The organism is Miniimonas arenae, assembly GCF_006351005.1.
Lineage (GTDB): Bacteria > Actinomycetota > Actinomycetes > Actinomycetales > Beutenbergiaceae > Miniimonas > Miniimonas arenae.
The window spans coordinates 1-16,983 of sequence record NZ_VENP01000016.1; the positions used below are offsets into that span (position 1 = coordinate 1).

14 protein-coding genes and 1 pseudogene are annotated in these 16,983 nt (G+C 74.4%); 5 read left to right on the forward strand and 10 right to left on the reverse strand.

The window, feature by feature from the left end; genetic code table 11:
- Positions 1-113: 113 nt before the first annotated feature.
- Positions 114-986, forward strand: coding sequence for an HAD family hydrolase (locus FH969_RS05905; protein WP_139986469.1), 873 nt, complete (start codon positions 114-116; stop codon positions 984-986).
- On the opposite strand, the gene FH969_RS05910 is transcribed toward FH969_RS05905, so the two are convergent.
- Positions 952-2,463, reverse strand: coding sequence for a GH1 family beta-glucosidase (locus FH969_RS05910; RefSeq protein ID WP_139986470.1), 1,512 nt, complete (start codon positions 2,461-2,463; stop codon positions 952-954). The genes FH969_RS05905 and FH969_RS05910 overlap by 35 nt on opposite strands.
- Positions 2,464-2,684: 221 nt before the next feature.
- On the opposite strand from FH969_RS05910, the gene FH969_RS05915 reads away from it, so the two are divergent.
- A complete protein-coding gene (locus FH969_RS05915) occupies positions 2,685-3,641 on the forward strand; it encodes a hypothetical protein (RefSeq protein ID WP_139986471.1) in 957 nt (318 codons plus the stop codon).
- Positions 3,642-3,690: 49 nt separating this feature from the next.
- On the opposite strand, the gene FH969_RS05920 is transcribed toward FH969_RS05915, so the two are convergent.
- The 9 genes and pseudogenes from FH969_RS05920 to FH969_RS05960 form a co-directional block, all read right to left on the reverse strand.
- Positions 3,691-4,377, reverse strand: a complete 687-nt coding sequence (locus FH969_RS05920) for a hypothetical protein (protein ID WP_108718788.1) — start codon at positions 4,375-4,377, stop codon at positions 3,691-3,693.
- Entirely contained in the window at positions 4,374-5,381 is a 1,008-nt protein-coding gene (locus FH969_RS05925) for an ABC transporter ATP-binding protein (protein ID WP_139986472.1), read from the reverse strand. The genes FH969_RS05920 and FH969_RS05925 overlap by 4 nt, the downstream gene beginning before the upstream one ends.
- A 161-nt stretch (positions 5,382-5,542) precedes the next feature.
- Positions 5,543-5,914: pseudogene (locus FH969_RS05930) on the reverse strand (GntR family transcriptional regulator); the annotation flags it as partial.
- Positions 5,915-6,594: 680 nt separating this feature from the next.
- Positions 6,595-8,130: a phytoene desaturase family protein gene (locus tag FH969_RS05935; protein ID WP_139986473.1), complete on the reverse strand. Its 1,536-nt coding sequence runs from the start codon at positions 8,128-8,130 to the stop codon at positions 6,595-6,597.
- Entirely contained in the window at positions 8,127-9,116 is a 990-nt protein-coding gene (locus tag FH969_RS05940) for a carotenoid biosynthesis protein (RefSeq protein ID WP_139986474.1), read from the reverse strand. The genes FH969_RS05935 and FH969_RS05940 overlap by 4 nt, the downstream gene beginning before the upstream one ends.
- A gap of 7 nt (positions 9,117-9,123) precedes the next feature.
- Complete coding sequence (gene crtI / locus FH969_RS05945; RefSeq protein ID WP_180359689.1) at positions 9,124-10,992, reverse strand: phytoene desaturase family protein; 1,869 nt, start codon at positions 10,990-10,992, stop codon at positions 9,124-9,126.
- Positions 10,980-12,020, reverse strand: a complete 1,041-nt coding sequence (locus tag FH969_RS05950; RefSeq protein ID WP_139986476.1) for a phytoene/squalene synthase family protein — start codon at positions 12,018-12,020, stop codon at positions 10,980-10,982. The genes crtI and FH969_RS05950 overlap by 13 nt, the downstream gene beginning before the upstream one ends.
- Positions 12,017-13,096, reverse strand: a complete 1,080-nt coding sequence (locus tag FH969_RS05955; protein WP_159096477.1) for a polyprenyl synthetase family protein — start codon at positions 13,094-13,096, stop codon at positions 12,017-12,019. Before FH969_RS05955 ends, FH969_RS05950 begins: the two co-directional genes overlap by 4 nt.
- A gap of 41 nt (positions 13,097-13,137) precedes the next feature.
- Entirely contained in the window at positions 13,138-13,368 is a 231-nt protein-coding gene (locus tag FH969_RS05960) for a hypothetical protein (RefSeq protein WP_139986477.1), read from the reverse strand.
- Positions 13,369-13,634: 266 nt separating this feature from the next.
- Here FH969_RS05960 and FH969_RS05965 point away from each other — a divergent pair, with 266 nt between their 5' ends.
- The 3 genes from FH969_RS05965 to FH969_RS05975 are packed head-to-tail and all read left to right on the forward strand — an operon-like array spanning position 13,635 to position 16,974.
- Entirely contained in the window at positions 13,635-14,960 is a 1,326-nt protein-coding gene (locus FH969_RS05965) for an efflux RND transporter periplasmic adaptor subunit (protein WP_139986478.1), read from the forward strand.
- Positions 14,957-15,760 (forward strand): ABC transporter ATP-binding protein, encoded by an 804-nt coding sequence (locus tag FH969_RS05970; protein WP_139986479.1) that lies wholly within the window; start codon positions 14,957-14,959, stop codon positions 15,758-15,760. Before FH969_RS05965 ends, FH969_RS05970 begins: the two co-directional genes overlap by 4 nt.
- Positions 15,757-16,974 (forward strand): ABC transporter permease, encoded by a 1,218-nt coding sequence (locus tag FH969_RS05975; protein ID WP_139986480.1) that lies wholly within the window; start codon positions 15,757-15,759, stop codon positions 16,972-16,974. The genes FH969_RS05970 and FH969_RS05975 overlap by 4 nt, the downstream gene beginning before the upstream one ends.
- The last annotated feature ends 9 nt before the right edge of the window (positions 16,975-16,983 follow it).

Genomic DNA, 16,983 nt, shown 5'->3' on the forward strand with positions numbered 1-16,983 from the left:
TGACGCGGGCCGCGGGCTTGAGGCCGGAGGGCACGGGGGCGGGTGACGCGGGCCGCGGGCTTGAGGCCGGAGGGCACGGGGGCGGCGAGCACGGAGCCGGGGAGAATGGCCGGGTGACCCCCACCCCCGATCCCGCCGACATCCGACTCGTCGCCGTCGACCTCGACGGGACGCTGCTCGACCCGCACAAGCGCCTGGACCCCGACTTCCCCGCCGTCGAGCACGCCCTCGCGGAGCGGGGCATCACCCTCGTCCCCGCCAGCGGGCGTCAGCTCGAGAGCATCCGGCGCACGGTCTGGCCGGACGGTGCGGGTGGGGTCGACGACAGCCCGACCGGCGAGCAGCGCACGATCATCGCCGAGAACGGCGCCCTCGTGGCGCGCGGCACCCAGCCGATCGCCGTCGACCCCGTGCCGCGCCACGCCGTCGGGCACGTGCTGGCGGCGGCGCGCGACTACGCCCGCGCGGGCGGGCACCCCGGGATCGTGGTGTGCGGCCTGCGCAGCGCCTACGTCGCGCTCGACGCGGTGCACGACGACGAGGCGATGGCCGAGCAGTTCCTCGCCGCGTCGCGGCCGTACTACCCGCTGCTCGAGGAGGTCGCGGACCTCGCGGCCGTCGAGGACGACGTCCTCAAGGTCGCCGTGTGGGACCCGGCCGGCGCCGAGCGAGGCGTGGGGCGGAGCATCGGCGAGGTCCCCGGCGCGCGCGTCGTCGCGTCAGCTGGCGTCTGGGTCGACGTCATGAGCCCGACGGCGGACAAGGGTCGCGCGCTCGCCACGCTCCAGGCGGAGCTCGGGGTGTCGCCCGACCAGACCATGGCGTTCGGCGACTTCCCCAACGACCTCGGCATGCTGGCGCGCGCCACGTGGTCCTACGCGATGGCGGACGCGCACCCCGACGTGGCGGCCGCGGCGCGCTACCGTGCGCCGACGAACGCCGACCACGGCGTCACGCGCGTGCTGCGCGCGCTCCTGGGTCGCTGAGCGAGCCGGCGCCTGCCCCCGCGGGACTGGTGGCGCGCAGCGGCGCGCCGACCTCGCGGACGGACGGCTCGACGTCGTCGACCGCGGGGAGCTCCCGGGTGCGGGTGAGGCGCGCGTACCAGTGCGCGGAGCCCTTCCACGTCCGCTCCAGCGTGTCGTAGTCGACCCGGATGATCCCGAACCGGCGCGCGTAGCCCCAGGCCCACTCGAAGTTGTCCAGGAGCGACCAGGCGAAGTACCCGCGCACGTCGGCGCCGCGCTCCCGCGCCGCCGCGACGGCGGCGATGTGGTCGTGCAGGTAGGACACCCGCCGCGGGTCGTGCACGCGACCGTCGGGCGAGACCTCGTCCTCGAACGCGGCCCCGTTCTCCGTCACGACGGTCGGCAGCGTCGGGTAGCGCCGGTGCAGGTCGAGCAGCAGCTCGGTGAGCGCCTCGGGCGCGATGTTCCAGCCCATCGCAGTGTAGGGGCCGGGCTCGCGGACGAACGCGACGCGGTCGGCGCCCACCCACGGGGAGGCGGCGGACTCGCGGTGGCCGGAGTTGTCCGACGTCGCGTCCCCCTCGGGAGCGCGGCGCACCATAGTCGTGGAGTAGTAGTTCACCCCCAGCGCGGTGAGCGGCTGGTGCACGACGGCGAGGTCGCCGTCGCGCACGAAGGACCAGTCGGTGATCGCGGCGGTGTCGGCGATCAGGTCCTCGGGGTACGCGCCCTCGAGCATCGGACCCGTGAACGCGCGGTTCGCGACGGCGTCGATCTGGCGCACGGCGTCGGCGTCCTCGGGGTCGGCCGGGTCGGCGGCGCGGAGCACGTGGAAGTTCAGGGTGACCGAGCAACGTGCGTCCGGCAGGACCTCGCGGATCGCCTGGACCGCGAGGCCGTGCGCGAGGTTGAGGTGGTGCACGGCGGCCAGCGCGGTGGCCGGCTCGGTGCGGCCGGGGGCGTGCACGCCCGAGGCGTAGCCGAGGTAGGCCGTGCACCACGGCTCGTTGAGCGTGGTCCAGGTGTGCACGCGATCGCCGAGCTCCTGGGCCATCGCACGCGCGTAGTCGGCGAAGGCGAACGCCGTGTCGCGGTTGGCCCAGCCACCCGCGTCCTCCAGCTCCTGCGGCAGGTCCCAGTGGTAGAGCGTGACGAGCGGTTGGACGCCGGCGGCCGTGAGCGCGTCGAGCAGGTCACGGTAGAACCGGACGCCGGCCGGGTTGAGCGGGCCGCGACCGGTGGGCTGCACGCGCGGCCACGCGATCGAGAGGCGGTACGCGTCCAGGCCGAGCGCGGCGATGTGGCCCACGTCCTCGCGCCAGCGGTGGTAGTGGTCGCACGCGACGTCGCCGGTGTCGCCGTACTCGGTGGCACCGGGGGTGTGGGAGTAGGTGTCCCAGATCGACGGGCCGCGGCCGTCCTCGGCCACCGCCCCCTCGATCTGGTAGCTCGCCGTCGCCGAGCCGAAGACGAAGTCGGGGCCGAACGTGGTCATCTGCGAACTCCTTCGTTCACGGGGTGGGGCCGGACGTCGACACCGTGGAAGCGCTGCCACGATAGCGGGTGCGGCGCGTGCGCGGGAAGCGGGGCGGGTTGGGCCGCGGTCGGAGCGGGCGCGGACACGGTCGGGTGGGCGTGCGTCCAGCGGCACCGCCGCGACTCCTCGCGGATGTCGGCCCCACAGGGCACGATCGGGGTGGACGAGGGAGGCAGGCGATGGTCGGCTCGACGGACGCGCACGCGCCGCGGCACTCCGAGACCAGCGAGGCGACGCTGGACACCTACCGCGCGCTGCGCGTCGCGCTCGTCGGCGCGGGGCTGCTGCTCATCTTCTCCGTCGTGCTGCAGTCCGTGCGGGTCGGCGCCGTCCCGTCCTCGATCTCCGCGACCTTCTACTCGCCCGTGCGAGGCGTCCTCGTGTCGGTGCTGCTCGCCGTCGGGCTCGCGCTCGTGGCGATCAAGGGCCGGCCGGGGCTCGAGAACGGACTGCTCGACCTCGCGGGGCTGCTGGTGCCGCTCGTCGGGTTCGTGCCCACGCCGATCGTGCTCGCGACCCTGCCGGCGGTCGACGCGGCCGACTTCGTCTGCCCCGACCCCGGCGTGGCCTGCGTGCCGGCGGACGTCGTGCCGGGCGTGGAGAACAACGCGGCGGCGTACGGGCTGCTCGGCGTCGTAGCGCTCGGGTACGTGTGGCTGCGCCTGCTCGCGGCGGCGCGCGCCGGACAGGCGTGGCGCTCGCGCACGACGCGGGGCGTCGCGACCGCGACGCTGGCCTGGGCGGCGCTCGGCGCATGGTTCCTGTTCGGCCGGACGAGCTTCCTCATGCACGCGCACTACGTGTGCGCCGTCGGGTTCTTCGCCCTGCTGACCGCCGTGGTGTGGCTCAACGGCCGCAACACCCAGCCGGGGGCCGACCTGCTGCGGATGTCCGAGCGGGGCTACCGCCGGTGGTACTACGGGATCGCGGTGACGATGGCGGCCGCGGTGATCGTCGCGATCGTGGTGTTCCTCGTGCGCGGCGACGGCGCGGTCCCCGAGACGTTCCCCGTGACGTTCTGGCTCGAGATCGTGCTGCTGCTCGCGTTTGTCGCGTTCTGGGTGCTGCAGACCGCGGAGCACTGGAACCACACCGCGCCGCCGGCGGACGGGGCGGACGCGATCCCCTGGTCGTGAGTCCCGGCGTCCCTGAGCGCGCGGACCGGGGCGAGCCCCGCGAGCGCGCTCAGGGCACGGCGCGCCGCAGCAACGGGAACGCGACGAGCGCGACCACCACCGTGATCCCGGCGAGCACCGCGGTCAGCCCGCCCACGCCGCTCGTGAGCAGCCAGCCCATGACGTCCGACCACGCCCCGGCGCGCGTGACGAGCCACGCGGCCGCGATGAGGACGAGCACGAGCCCCACGGACACGACGACGAGCCAGAAGGCGCCGAAGCGCTTGTAGAGCGTCGCGCCCGTGAACCCCGCGACGAAGGACAGCATCGAGAGGACGAAGTAGAACGCCGCCGCGACCGGCGCGCCGGCGTCCCAGATCCACGGGAACGTGAAGAAGTACCCGTTCATCCCCCAGCCGTCCGTGGCCTGCTCGACGAACCCGCCGACGAGGAACACGACCGTGAGCACGGCCGCGGCCAGCGCCGCCGTCAGGAGCGTGCCCAGGTAGAACTCACGCCGCGTCACGCTCATCGCCTGGGAGAACGGGAACGTCAGCGTGAGGGCCTGCACCCCGATGACGGCGAAGTACCAGAACGGCGCCTGCGCGCCGCCGCTGTACAGCGCTCCCCCGTCCGGGACCATCGCCCAGATCGCGAGCGTGACCGCGAGGGCGCCCACGAGGATGGCCAGGGGCACCCAGCCGAACGTCTGCTTGTTGACGAGCTGCATGCGCACGACGTTCACGGTCCGACTCATCGGAGTACTCCCTTCTCGGCGGTGCGGGTGGTGTCGGGTGTGGCGCCGCCGTCGGCGGCGCCCACCGCGGCGGCGTCGCGTGCGCTCTCCATCCCCCAGGCGCCGGCCTCGGTGTCCCCGGCGGCTCGCCGTCGGGCCGCCGCCTGGGTCGTGCGCACCACGAGCTGCTGCAACGACACCGGGGCGACGTCGAGCCTCGCCTCGGCGAGCGCGCGGCGGTCGGCGTCGGTGAGCGTCCCCAGCACGGTGACCGAGGCGACCCGGCCGAGCGACTCGCGGTGCAGGACCTCGCGCCCGACGACGAAGCGCTCGACAGCGTCGGCGTCGCCGACCACCGTGCTCGCGAGGTCGCGCACGGCGTCGGTCTCGGCGTCCATCACGATCCGGCCGGCGTCGATCACGACGACGCGCTCGAGGAGGTTGGCGACCTCGTCGATGAGGTGGCTCGACAGCAGCACCGTGCGCGGGTGCTCGGCGTAGTCCTCGAGGAGGCGGTCGTAGAAGATCTGGCGCGCGACGGCGTCGAGGCCCAGGTAGGGCTCGTCGAAGAACGTGATCTCCGCGCGGGAGGCGAGGCCGATCACGACGCCGACGGCGGACAGCTGACCGCGCGAGAGCTTCTTGATCGTGCGGTTCATCGGGAGCTGGAACTGCGCGACGAGGGAGTCGCACACGTCCTGGTCCCAGTTCGGGAAGAAGAGGCGGGCCATCCGGAACGCGTGCCAGGGCTTGGCGTCGTCGGGGTACTTCTGGCCCTCGCGGACGAAGCACATGCGCTGCAGCACGGCGGCGTTCTCGTACGGCCGCTGCCCGAAGATGCGCACGCTGCCCGAGGTCGCGAAGCCCTGGGCCGTGAGGATGGACATCAGGGTGGTCTTGCCCGCGCCGTTGCGGCCGAGAAGGCCGTAGATCGCATCCTTCTCGAGGGCGAGGGAGACGTCGTCGACGGCGAGGGTGTCGCCGTACCGCTTGGTGAGGTGCTCGACCTCGATCACGCTGGTCATCGCGCTCCTCCGAAGGAGTCGGGGGTGGTCTGGGAGGGGGTGGGGGTGGGGAACGGGGTGGCGGGCGAGGTGGGCGCGGCCGTGGCCGCGGGGATGAGGGGTGCGGCGTTGGCCGTCGTCACGCCGACCGCCGACGTCGGGACACCGGATGGCGGGGCGGCCGCCGCGCCACTCACCGATGCGGCCCGGTCCCGGACCAGCACGGCGAGCTCGTCTGGGCCGAGCCCGAGCGACCGCGCCTCGGCGAGCAGGGGATCGACGAACCGGTCGGCGAACGCCGCGCGACGCTCGGCCAGCACGGCGGCGCGTGCTCCGGTCGCGACGAACATGCCGATGCCGCGCTGCTTGTAGATCACGCCCTTGTCCACGAGCAGACCCACTCCCTTCGCGGCCGTTGCGGGGTTGATCCGGTAGAACGCGGCGAGCTCGTTGGTCGAGGGTGCGCGCGTCTCCTCCGGCAGGCTGCCGTCCAGGATCGAGTCCTCGATCCCTTCGGCGATCTGCAGGAACAGCGCCCGACCCTCCTCGATCACGAGTCCTCCGCGGTTCGCCGGTTAGTTACCTGAGTAGGTAACCATAGAAGCCTCGCCTCGATCAAGGGGTTCCGCATGACGTCGCCATCCCGATCGTCAGCGCTGTGGCCGCGACGAGGCCTGGGCTGTCGGGGGTGCGGAGCGCGGGAGCCGCACGAATCCGCGGGTCACGACGCGGGTCGCGGTGCGACGGGCGACCACAAGCCGGAAGGCGCGGACGCTGCACAGCCACAGCGCTGTGGCTGTGCAGCGTCGGAACCACCGTGTCCGTGCAAGGCGCCAGAGGCTGTGAATCCGCGGGATCACGCCGTTTCCGAGACGCCATCCGGGTCGCCGGCCGCGCCAGTGGGGCAACAGCGCTGTGGCTGTCCAGTGGCGGCACCGCGTTGGCCGCGCAAGGCCCAAGGCGCCAGGGGCTGGGACTCCCGGGGGTCACACCGTTCCCGAGACGTCATCCGGGGCGCTGACCGCGCCCGTCGAGCCAGAGCAGTGTGAGGTCCATCGCGGGCGGCTGCGGGCGCTCGGGCAGGGGCAAGGGCGCCTCCACGTCCTGGACGGCCGGCTGACCCGAGGCGCACCCCAGATCGCAGGTCACCACCTCGGCGACCCGGCCGGACGTCTCGCAGGCTACGCGGACCCGACCCGCTGGGCCACCGGTCTGTCCGGACCGCGACCCAGCCCTAAGCCGCGCTCCCGACCATCTCGGCCACGATCCGCGCCGACAGCATCACGAGCGGCAGCCCGCCGCCCGGGTGTGCGGACCCGCCCACGAGGTGCAGCCCCTCCACCGGGCCGCGGTTGGCCGGCCGCAGGAACGCGGCGAGCGGCCCGTTCGAGGACGTCCCGTAGATCGAGCCGCCGGGCGTGAGGGTCGCGCGCTCGAGGTCGGCGGGCGTGCGGACGAGCCGCTGCACCAGGTACGGCCGCACGTCGAGCCCGCGCGAGGCGAGGACTGCCAGCACGTGGTCGGCGTAGGCGTCGGCGAGGCCGGGCGCGCGCCAGTCGCACCCGCGGGCCGGATCGTGTCGCGGCGCGTTCACGAGCACGAACCAGGCACCCGCACCGGCCACGCCGTCGGGAAGCACCGCGGGATCGTCGGGGGCCGTCACGTAGACGGTCGGGCGCCGCACCGGCCGCGGCCGCGCGCCCACCGCCCGCGCCCCGAGCGACGGGAAGATCGCGTCGAACTCGCCGTCGTAGTCCTCCGCGAACAGCACGCGGTGGTGCACCCCCCGCAGCTCCTCCGGCAGCCCCTCGAACGCGAGCAGCAGCACGAACCCGCCGAGCGACGGCGTCGCGAGCCCCACGCGGACGCGCGCCGCGGCCGTGGCGAGCCGCGTGCGCAGGGGGGCCTCGCCGTCGAGCATCCCGTAGACCGAGGCGGCGTCCGCGTTGGCGACGACGACGTCGGCGGGCATCCGCTCGCCGTCGGACGTCACCACGCCGCTCACCCGCCCGTCCGCCTGCTCGATCCGCGCGACCCGCACCCCCGTGTGCACCCGCGCACCGAGCGACTCGGCACGCTCGCGCACCGCGCGCGCGATCTCGCCGAGTCCGCCCGGCACGTACCAGGAGCCGTACTCCTGCTCGGCGAACGGCACCGTGACCAGCGGCGACGGCGCCCGCCGCGGATCGCTGCCCGTGTAGGTCGCGTAGCGGTCGAGCAGCATCACCAGGCGCGGGTCGCGCAGGCTCTGCGCGCCGTACGCGCGCAGCGACAGCCACGGCGCCACCTCCGCGAGCCCGACGCCGGAGCTCACCATCGCCGGCAGCGTCGCGGCCGTGATCGGCGAGGAGAGGAACGGCTCGCGCACCACGTGCCACATCCGCTCGGCGCGGGCGAGCAGGTCCGCCCACTGCGCGCCGCGACCCGGCCCGAGCGCGGCGTCCAGCGCGGCGGGGATCTCCTCGCGCCGGCCGGGCAGGTCGAGCACGGTGCCGTCGCCGAACGTGTAGCGGCAGGCGGTCTCGAGCCGCTCCAGGCGCAGCCCGGCCGGCGGCCCGCCGGTCGCCTCGAACAGCTCGCTGAGCACGTCGGGCATCGTGAGCAGCGACGGTCCCGTGTCGAAGGAGTAGCCCCGCCAGCGCTCGACGGCGAGCTTGCCACCCACGTCGGGCGCCTGCTCCAGCACGGTCACCTCGTGGCCGCCCGCGGCGAGACGCGCAGCGGCGGCGAGGCCTCCGAGGCCGGCCCCGACCACGACGACGCGGCTCATCGGGGATCTCCGCCGCCCGGAGTGCCCCGGGTGTCTGGAGTGCCCGGGGTGTCTGGAGTGCGCTGGTTGCGCGGGGTGTCCGGGGCACGCGGCCCGAACCGCAGCCGCCCGCGCCACAACGTGACGAGCAGCGGCACGGCGATCACCCCCATCGCGAGGCCGCCCGCGAGCGCCACCGAGGGTCGCGGCCAGAACGTGAGGTTGCCCGCGACGCACGTGAGCCACGTCCACACGTAGACCGCGTAGGGGATGGCGTCCGGCCACTGCGTAGCGCGGGTGCCGACGTCGCCCGCCCCCGGGGTCGCCGCGCGCCGCGCCCAGGTGTAGGACGCCGAGATGAGCACCGCCATCGCGAACGACACCCCGAGCCAGCCCGCGTAGTTGGTGAGCGGGATGCCGGGTGTGCCGGGCAGCGACGGTTCCGGGTTGGCCCAGCCCCAGTTGCCGGCGTCGACCATCTGCGGGTCGAGGAACACGTCCCACGCCGTGAGCGCCCACGCCGCCACCAGGTGCCGCGCGACCCAGCGCCACCACGCTTCGCGTCCCGTGCCCGGCACTCGTCGGACCGGCACGAGCCGGCGCGCCACCACCCAGGCGGGGTACGCGAGCGTCGTCCAGGCGAGCAGCACCAGCGCCGAGACCCCGAGCACCGAGGGCCCGAGCCCGCCCGTGTAGGCATACTCGCCGAACGGGAAGCCGGTCGCGACCCCGACCGCCTCCGCGACCAGGCCGAGCGCCGCCACGCCGCCGCCGACGCCGAGCGCGAACCGCCAGCCGCCCACCGAAGCGGCGTGCAGCACCGCGGTGAGCGCCATGAGGCACACGCTCGCCACGGTCTGGCGCAGCGTGCCGCCCCACGTGATCGCGAAGCTCGCCTGCACCGCGAGCGCGGCCAGCAGCGCGATCCACGCCACCTGGCCCGCGACCACGCGCCCCATCGGCACGCGGTGCGCGGCGGGCGGCCGGACCGCGGTCGACCTCAGCATGCGCGGCTCACGACGGCGGACCCGCGTCCGGCTCGACGCCCGCCTCGCGCGTCGGCTCGCTCGCGAGGCCCGGCGCCGGACGATCGCTCGACCCGGCCCCCGGCTCGCTGGACTGCGCGGGCGCCGGCTCGGGCAGCGGCCCGCCCGAGGCGTCCCCGCGCACCAGCTTGAGCACGAGCTCGGCCGAGATGAGGCACATCGGCACGCCGACCCCGGGCGAGGCCGTGCCGCCCGCGTAGTACAGCCCGCGCACGCGCCGCGAGCGCGGGCCACGCCGGAACATCGCGGACTGCGCGAGCGTGTGCGCGGGCCCGAGCATGCCGCCGCGCCAGGAGTGGTAGTCGTCGGCGAAGTCGGCGGGCCCGATCGTGTGCCGCACCACGACGCGTTCGGCGAGGTCGGTCACGCCCGTCCAGCGCGCGATCTGCTCGACGGCGAGGTCGGCGATCCGCTCGACGCGCGGGTCCGCGCGGCGAGCGCCGGTAGACCCGGCAGACCCGGCAGATCCGGCCGACCCGGCCGACGCGGTCGACTCGTCCGACCCGACCGACGCGCTCGGTGCGATGGTGGCGTCCGTGCGCTCGCCGTCGGGCGACTCGCTCTCGGAAGGCGCGCCGTCGCGCACGAACGGCGCCGGGTACCCGGTCCCGTGCCCCAGCCCGACGTCGCCCGAGACCGGGATGAGCACGAAGAGGTTCTCGTGCCCGGGGGGTGCGACGCCGTCGTCGGTCGCGGACGGCCGGCAGACGTACAGCGACGTCGGCGAGGGCAGCTCGCCCCCGCCGAACACGGCGTCGAGGCTGCGCTCCCAGTCCTGCGTGAACGCCAGGGTGTGGTGCGGCAGCTCGGGCAGCGCACCGCGCACGCCGAGCATCACGAGGACGGCGGAGGGCCCGGGCGTGACCCGCCGCCAGGAGCGCTCGGGGTAGGTGCGGTAGGTGGGCGGCACGAGCCGGGTCTCGGTGTGGTGCAGGTCGGCGGTCGAGACGACGACGTCGGCCGGCGTGCGGTGCGCGCGCCCGCGGACGTCGGTCCACTCCACGCCGCGCACGTGACCGCGGCGGCCGCGTCCGGTGACCGCGAGGGCGTCGACGGTCGCGTCGAGCGTGATCCGGACCCCGGCCGTGCGGGCGAGCCGCTCCAGCGCCGCCACGACCCCGGTGAACCCGCCGACCGGGTAGCGCACGCCGTCGGACAGGTCGACCTGGCTCATGAGGTGGTAGATGGCCGGGGCGCGCCGCGGGTCCACGCCGAGGAACACGGCGGGGTAGCTCAGCACCTCGCGCAGCACGGGATCGGCGAACCGCCGTCCGGCGTGCCCCGCGAGCGAGGTCACGAGCCACCGCGCGAGGGCCGGCGCCGCGCGCCGGACCTCGGGGTCGAGGAACGGCTGCACCGAGGTGAACGGGTTGTAGAGGAACGCGGCCAGCGACAGGTCGAGGGCCTGCCGCGCGGTGGCGAGGTACTCCGCGAGCGCCGCGCCGGCGCCGGGCTCGCGCGCCTCGAACGCGGCGCGAGCGGCCGGTTCGCCCCAGGGCACGTCGAAGGACTCGACGTCGTCGGGGCCGACGCGCGAGAGCGGCCCGCCCTGTGCGCCGGGCCCGTGCAGCACGCGGTAGCCCGGGTCGAGCGTGCGCAGGTCGAGCTCGGCCTCGGCGCTCGTGCCGAGCATCCGGAAGAAGTGGTCGTACTGCGCGGGCATGAGGTACCAGGACGGACCGGTGTCGAACACGAAGCCCGCGTCGTCGATCCGGCCCGCGCGTCCGCCCACGCGGGAGCCTCGCTCGAGCACGTGCACGTCGTGCCCGTCGCGCGCGAGCAGGGCGGCGGTCGCGAGGCCGGCGACACCCGCGCCGATCACGATCACGCGCGCCACGGGTGCCACCCCCCGTCCAGCAGCGGCGCCGGGTCGGCGAGGACCGCGCGCGCCACGAGACGCAGCTTGACCGGCGTGGGGACGCTCACCCGTTCGCGGTACAGCTCGTGCACCGGGGTGGCCGCGATCCGCGCGGTGAGCTCGCCGAACAGCAGGCGCGCCGCGCGCACGGCGGGGCGCACGTCGGCCGGCAGGAGCGCGAGGCCCTCGTCGGCGGTGCGCAGGTCGGCGCGGATCCGCCGCACCCACGCGCGCTTGCCCGCCTCGTCCAGCGGCGCGTCGAGCGGCCCGTCCGGCGGCTCGTCCGGCCGGCCGGCGCGGGCGCCACCCGCGCTCGGCGCGCCGCCGTGCGCAGCACCAGCACCAGCACCAGCACCAGCACCAGCACCAGCACCAGCACCGTTCCCCTCACCCACCGCCGGCAGATACCCCCGCCCCAGCCGCCCTGCGTCGTCGGCGAGGTCACGAAGGAAGTTGACGTTCTGAAAGGCCGCCCCCAGCGCCCGGGCACCCCGCACGAGAACCGCGTGCTCGCCGTCGGACACGCGATGCCCGTCGAGGTAGATCGGCAGGCACATGAGGCCGACCACCTCGGCCGAGCCGTACACGTACCGCGCCTGCTCGGCGGGCGTGAGGGAGCGCGGGTCGAGGTCCATCCGCATGGACGCGAAGAACGGCTCGACCACGTCGCGCGTGATGCCGCACGCGCGGGCCGTGGCGGCGAACGCGTGCAGCACCAGGTCGGCCGCGAACCCCGTGGCCATCGCCTCGTAGGTCGCGGCCTCGTAGGCGTCGAGGGCGGCGCGCTGGGCGTCAGCGTCGAGGCCGGCCTCGGCGGCCACGCCGTCGACGATCTCGTCCGCGACGCGGACCATCGCGTAGACGGCCCGCACGTGGTCGCGGCAACGGTCGGGCAGCAGCGCGGTCGCGAGGCCGAACGAGGTCGAGTAGCTGCGGATCACGCCGTCGGCGGCCACCCGTGCGGCACGCGTGTAGAGCGCGAGGCGGGCGGCGTCGGGGGCCGTCACGACCTCCGCTCCGCGATGGCGCGCGCGACGCCCTCGAGCACCGCGCCGAACGCTGCGTAGCCGGGCTGCTCGCCGATCCGGGCGGCCTGCGCGAGCGCGTCGGCCAGGTGCATCGCCGCGTCCTGCTCGACGGCGGCGCGTGCCCCGGAGGACTCGATGAGGTCGACCGCCTCCTGGGCCTCACGCGCCGTGAGGTCACCCCGGCCGAGCAGCGACGCCAGCCGCGGCCAGTCCGCGCCGGCGCGCACCCACGCCACTAGCGCGGTGACCTTGCCCTCGCGGATGTCGGAGTAGGGGTCCTTGCCCACCTCCTCGGGGTCGCCGAACACCCCGAGGACGTCGTCCTGCAGCTGGAAGGCCAGGCCGAGGGACGTGCAGTACTCCTCCAGGCCGGTCGGCACCCGCGCGCCCGCGACGGCGAGCGCCAGCAGGAGCGGTAGCCGGACCGTGTAGACGCCCGTCTTGCGCGCCGACATCGCGAGCACGGCCTCGACGTCGGGCGAGGTCTCGGGCAGCGAGTACAGGACGTCCGCGAGCTCGCCGGCCACCGACTGCGCGAGCGTCTCGCCGAGCACGTCGAGCATCCGCAGCCGTACGTCGTGCGGCACGTCGAGCCGGGCGACGAGCTGGTGCGCGTCCGCGAGCAGCACGTCCGCGGCGAGGATGCCGGCGGCCTCGCCGAGCCGCCGGTGCGACGCGCGGCCCAACTCCTGCCCGGCCACCTCGTGCGCGCGGCCGATGAGGTTCGGCTCGCCGCGGCGCAGCACGTCGTGGTCGATCACGTCGTCGTGCAGCAGGAAGGCGGAGTGCAGCAGCTCGACGGCGACGGCGAGGTCGAGCCTGGCGCCGGAGTCGACCGCGCGGTGCTCCTCGCCGTCGAGCGCCTCGGCGGCGACGAGGAGGATCGCGGGGCGGACGAGCTTCCCGCCGCGCAGGCTGTCCCCGGCCACGCGCCAGAGCCGCTCCGACTCCGGACCGCTCGCACCCGCGACGCAGCGCGCGACGTACTCCTCCAGCCGAGCGCGCACCTGGGCGAGCGCGCTCTCCGTCGACACCGGCAGGGGCAGTGTGGGCACGCAGTCCACCTCGCTAAGTTGATTAGCGAAAACCTACCCCGTCAGCGGCGCCCGCGCACGCGTCTTCCGCACGAGACCTCCCACAGCACGGGGAGCAGGAGCCCGACGGCGAGCACCGGCGTCGCGAGCAGGTGACCCACCGCGGCGAGCGCCACAGCGGCCAGCGCAGCCGACGGCGCGGCCGTGAAGCCGAACGCGGAGGTCTGCCGCCAGATCCCGACGGATTGACTGGTCGCCCCGCCGCATTGACTGGTCAGATCGGCGGAGCGCACGGCGACCTGCGTGAATGCACCCACAACAGGGCCCCGAGACGATCTGACCAGTCAATGCGGCGGGACCACCAGTCAAAGCGCCCCGACGGAGCCCGGGAGGGCCCATCCGGGGTCGGGAGCGGCGCTCCGCCGGGCGTGGGAACCGGCGTTCCGAGCACCGCGCCGGGCGGCACGGCCGGCAGCGCGGTGGACCACACCCCCACTCACAGTGTCCTGACAGGTTCCGCTGAGAACCGCGCCAGAGCACGCCCCTAGCGTCCCGGCCCGTGAGACTCCACCTCCCCCGACCCCGCGTCCTGGTCGCCGCGGGCGCTGTGCTCGTGCTCGCCGTCGCCGCCGTGCTCTGGTTCGCCGTGATGCGGCCCGCACAGGCGGCCACGACGAGCGCGACGAGCCAGATGCTCACCGCCCAGGCCACGCTGACCACCTTCGAGCAGTCCGTCACGACCTCGGGCACGCTGACGCCGGCCGCGAACGAGACGATCTCGTTCGCCGCCGCGGGCACCGTGCAGACCGTCGACGTCGCCGAGGGCGACACCGTCACGGCCGGTCAGACGCTCGCGACCATCGACACCCTGCAGCTCGACGCCACCCGCACCGAGGCGCTCTACGACCTCGAGGTCGCGAAGGCGGCGCTCGAGGAGGCGCAGGACGCCGACGACGACAGCGACAGCGCGAACGCCCTCGTCGAGTCGCGCACCGCCGCGCTCGCCGTCGCGCAGAGCGCCTACGACGACGCCGAGGCCGCAATGGCCGACGCGACGCTCGTCGCGCCCGTGGCGGGCCTGGTGACCAGCGTGGGCGTCGCCGTCGGGGACGCGGTGTCCGGCTCGTCCTCGGCGAGCGCCGGCGGCGGGACGACCGGCGCGACCGGCGCCGGCGGTTCGACGGGCTCGAGCACCACGACGACGGCGAGCGGCGCCTTCACGATCGTCGGCACCGACGCGTGGACCGTGTCGGTCTCGGTGGGCGAGTCGGACGTGGCGAACCTGGCCGTCGGCAACCAGGTCGAGATGACCTCCGACGACGTGAGCGGCACGATCTTCGGCGTCGTCACCGAGATCGGGAAGCTGCCGAGCTCCTCCTCCGGATCGGTGACCTACCCGGTCACGATCGAGGTCACGGGCGACGGCGAGGGCCTCTACGACGGCGTCGCGGTCGACGTGAGCATCATCTACTCCCGCCGCACGGACGTCCTGGCGATCCCGTCGGCCGCAGTGACGCAGAACGCCGACGGCACGGCGACCGTCGAGCTCGTCACCTCGAGCGGGACGTCCGACGGCGCAGCGAGCGACGGCGCGACGCCCGGCGGTGACAGCACGGCCGGGTCCGCCGACGCCGACTCGGCGAACGCGGTCGAGACCATGACGACCACCGTGGAGCTCGGCGAGACGTCGGGCTCCACGGTCGAGATCACGTCGGGCCTGTCCGAGGGCGACACCGTGCAGTACACGGTCGCGATCGCGTCGCAGGACACGTCCGGCACCGGAACGCAGGACCAGCAGGGCCAGCTCCCCGGCGGCGGCGAGCTCCCCGGCGGAGACGGCCAGATGCCGGACTTCTCCGGCGGGTTCCCCGGCGGTCAGGGATGAGCGCGCTGCTGCTCGGCCACGACGACGAGCCGGCGCTCGCCGAGGAGGACGTCCCTGGTCCGGTCATCGACCTCGTCGACGCGCGGAAGACCTACACCACGGGCGCCATCACGTTCGAGGCGCTGCGCGGCGTCACGCTGCGGATCGACCGGGGCGAGTACGTCGCGATCATGGGCCCCTCGGGGTCGGGCAAGTCGACGCTCATGAACATCCTCGGGTGCCTCGACGTGCTGACCAGCGGGTCGTACGCGCTCGCCGGGCACGACGTCGCGGACCTGGACGAGGAGGACCTCGCCGACATCCGCAACCGCGAGGTGGGGTTCGTCTTCCAGCAGTTCCACCTGCTGCCGTCGCTCTCGGCCAAGGGCAACGTCATGCTGCCGCTGACCTACCGCCAGAACCCCGGGCAGAGTGCTCGCGCGGCCCGCCGGGCCCGCGAGGAGGCGGCGGTCAGGGCGCTGGACCGGGTCGGGCTCGCCGACAAGGCGCCCAACCGGCCGGGCCAGATGTCCGGCGGTCAGCAGCAGCGCGTGGCCGTCGCGCGTGCCCTGGTGGGCGAGCCCGCGCTGATCCTGGCGGACGAGCCCACGGGCAACCTCGACTCGTCCTCGACCGACGACGTGCTCGCGCTGTTCGACGAGCTGCACGCCTCCGGGCGCACCGTCGTGCTCATCACGCACGAGGACGAGGTGGCCTCGCGGGCCGCGCGCGTGGTGCGGGTGCGGGACGGGCTCATCGCCGAGGACACCGGGGCTCGTTCGTTCCCGACCGCGGTCACCGAGCAGGGGGCCACGGCATGAGCTGGCGCGAGACCCTCCTCACCGGCTGGAGCTCGATCCGCGCGCACTCGATGCGCTCGCTCCTGACCACGCTCGGGATCCTCATCGGCATCGCCGCGGTGATCCTCACGGTCGGGCTCGGCCTGGGCACCCAGAAGGACGTCAGCGCGCAGATCAGCTCGCTCGGCTCCAACCTCCTCATCGTCACGCCTGGCTCGAGCATCGACTCCTCCGGCATGCGCGGCGGGTTCGGCTCGGCCGCCACGCTCACCACGTCCGACGTCGAGGCGCTGGACTCCTCGGTCGCGACGCCGGACGTCGACGCCGTGGCCGCCGAGCGCTCCACGTCGCTGTCGGTCGAGGCGGGCGACACGAACTGGACCACCACGGTCACCGGCGTGACCGCCGACTGGCTCGAGGTGCGCTCACGGACGCTGTCCTCGGGCGAGTTCGTCGACCCCGACTCCACCTCGCAGGTGGTGCTCGGGTCCGAGGCCGCGACCGAGCTGTTCGGCAGCACCGACGTCGTCGGACGCAGCGTGACCATATCCGACCTGCCGTTCACGGTGGTCGGCGTGCTGGACTCGGCCGGGTCCTCGAGCGAGACGAACCTGGACGACCTCGCGGTGCTGCCTCTCGCCGTCGTGGGCTCCGACCTCATCGGGACGAACCCGACCACGGTGTCGACGATCTACCTCAAGGCTGTGGACACGACCGTCATCTCGGCGGCGTACCAGGAGGCCGAGACGCTGCTGCTCAACCTGCACGGCATCACCAACGCCGACTCGGCGGACTTCTCGATCTCCAGCCAGGACGCCCTCGTGGAGACGGCGACGTCGGTCTACCGCACCCTGACGGTGCTGCTGACCGGAATCGCTGCCCTTTCCTTGCTGGTCGGTGGGATCGGCGTCATGAACATCATGCTCGTGTCGGTCACCGAGCGGACCCGGGAGATCGGCCTGCGCAAGGCGCTCGGCGCACCGCCCCGCGTGATCCGGCGACAGTTCCTCACCGAGGCCTCGATCCTCGGGCTGGCGGGCGGCGTGCTCGGCGTCGGGCTCGGCGTGGTCGCGGCGCTCACGCTCCCGAGCGTGCTCGGCTCCTCGATCGTCGTCTCCGGCGTGGCGATCGCCGGATCGATCGCGGTGGCCCTCGGCATCGGCCTCCTCTTCGGCACCTACCCGGCAGCGCGGGCCGCACGGCTCGCCCCCATCGACGCACTCCGCAGCGAGTGACCCACCCGA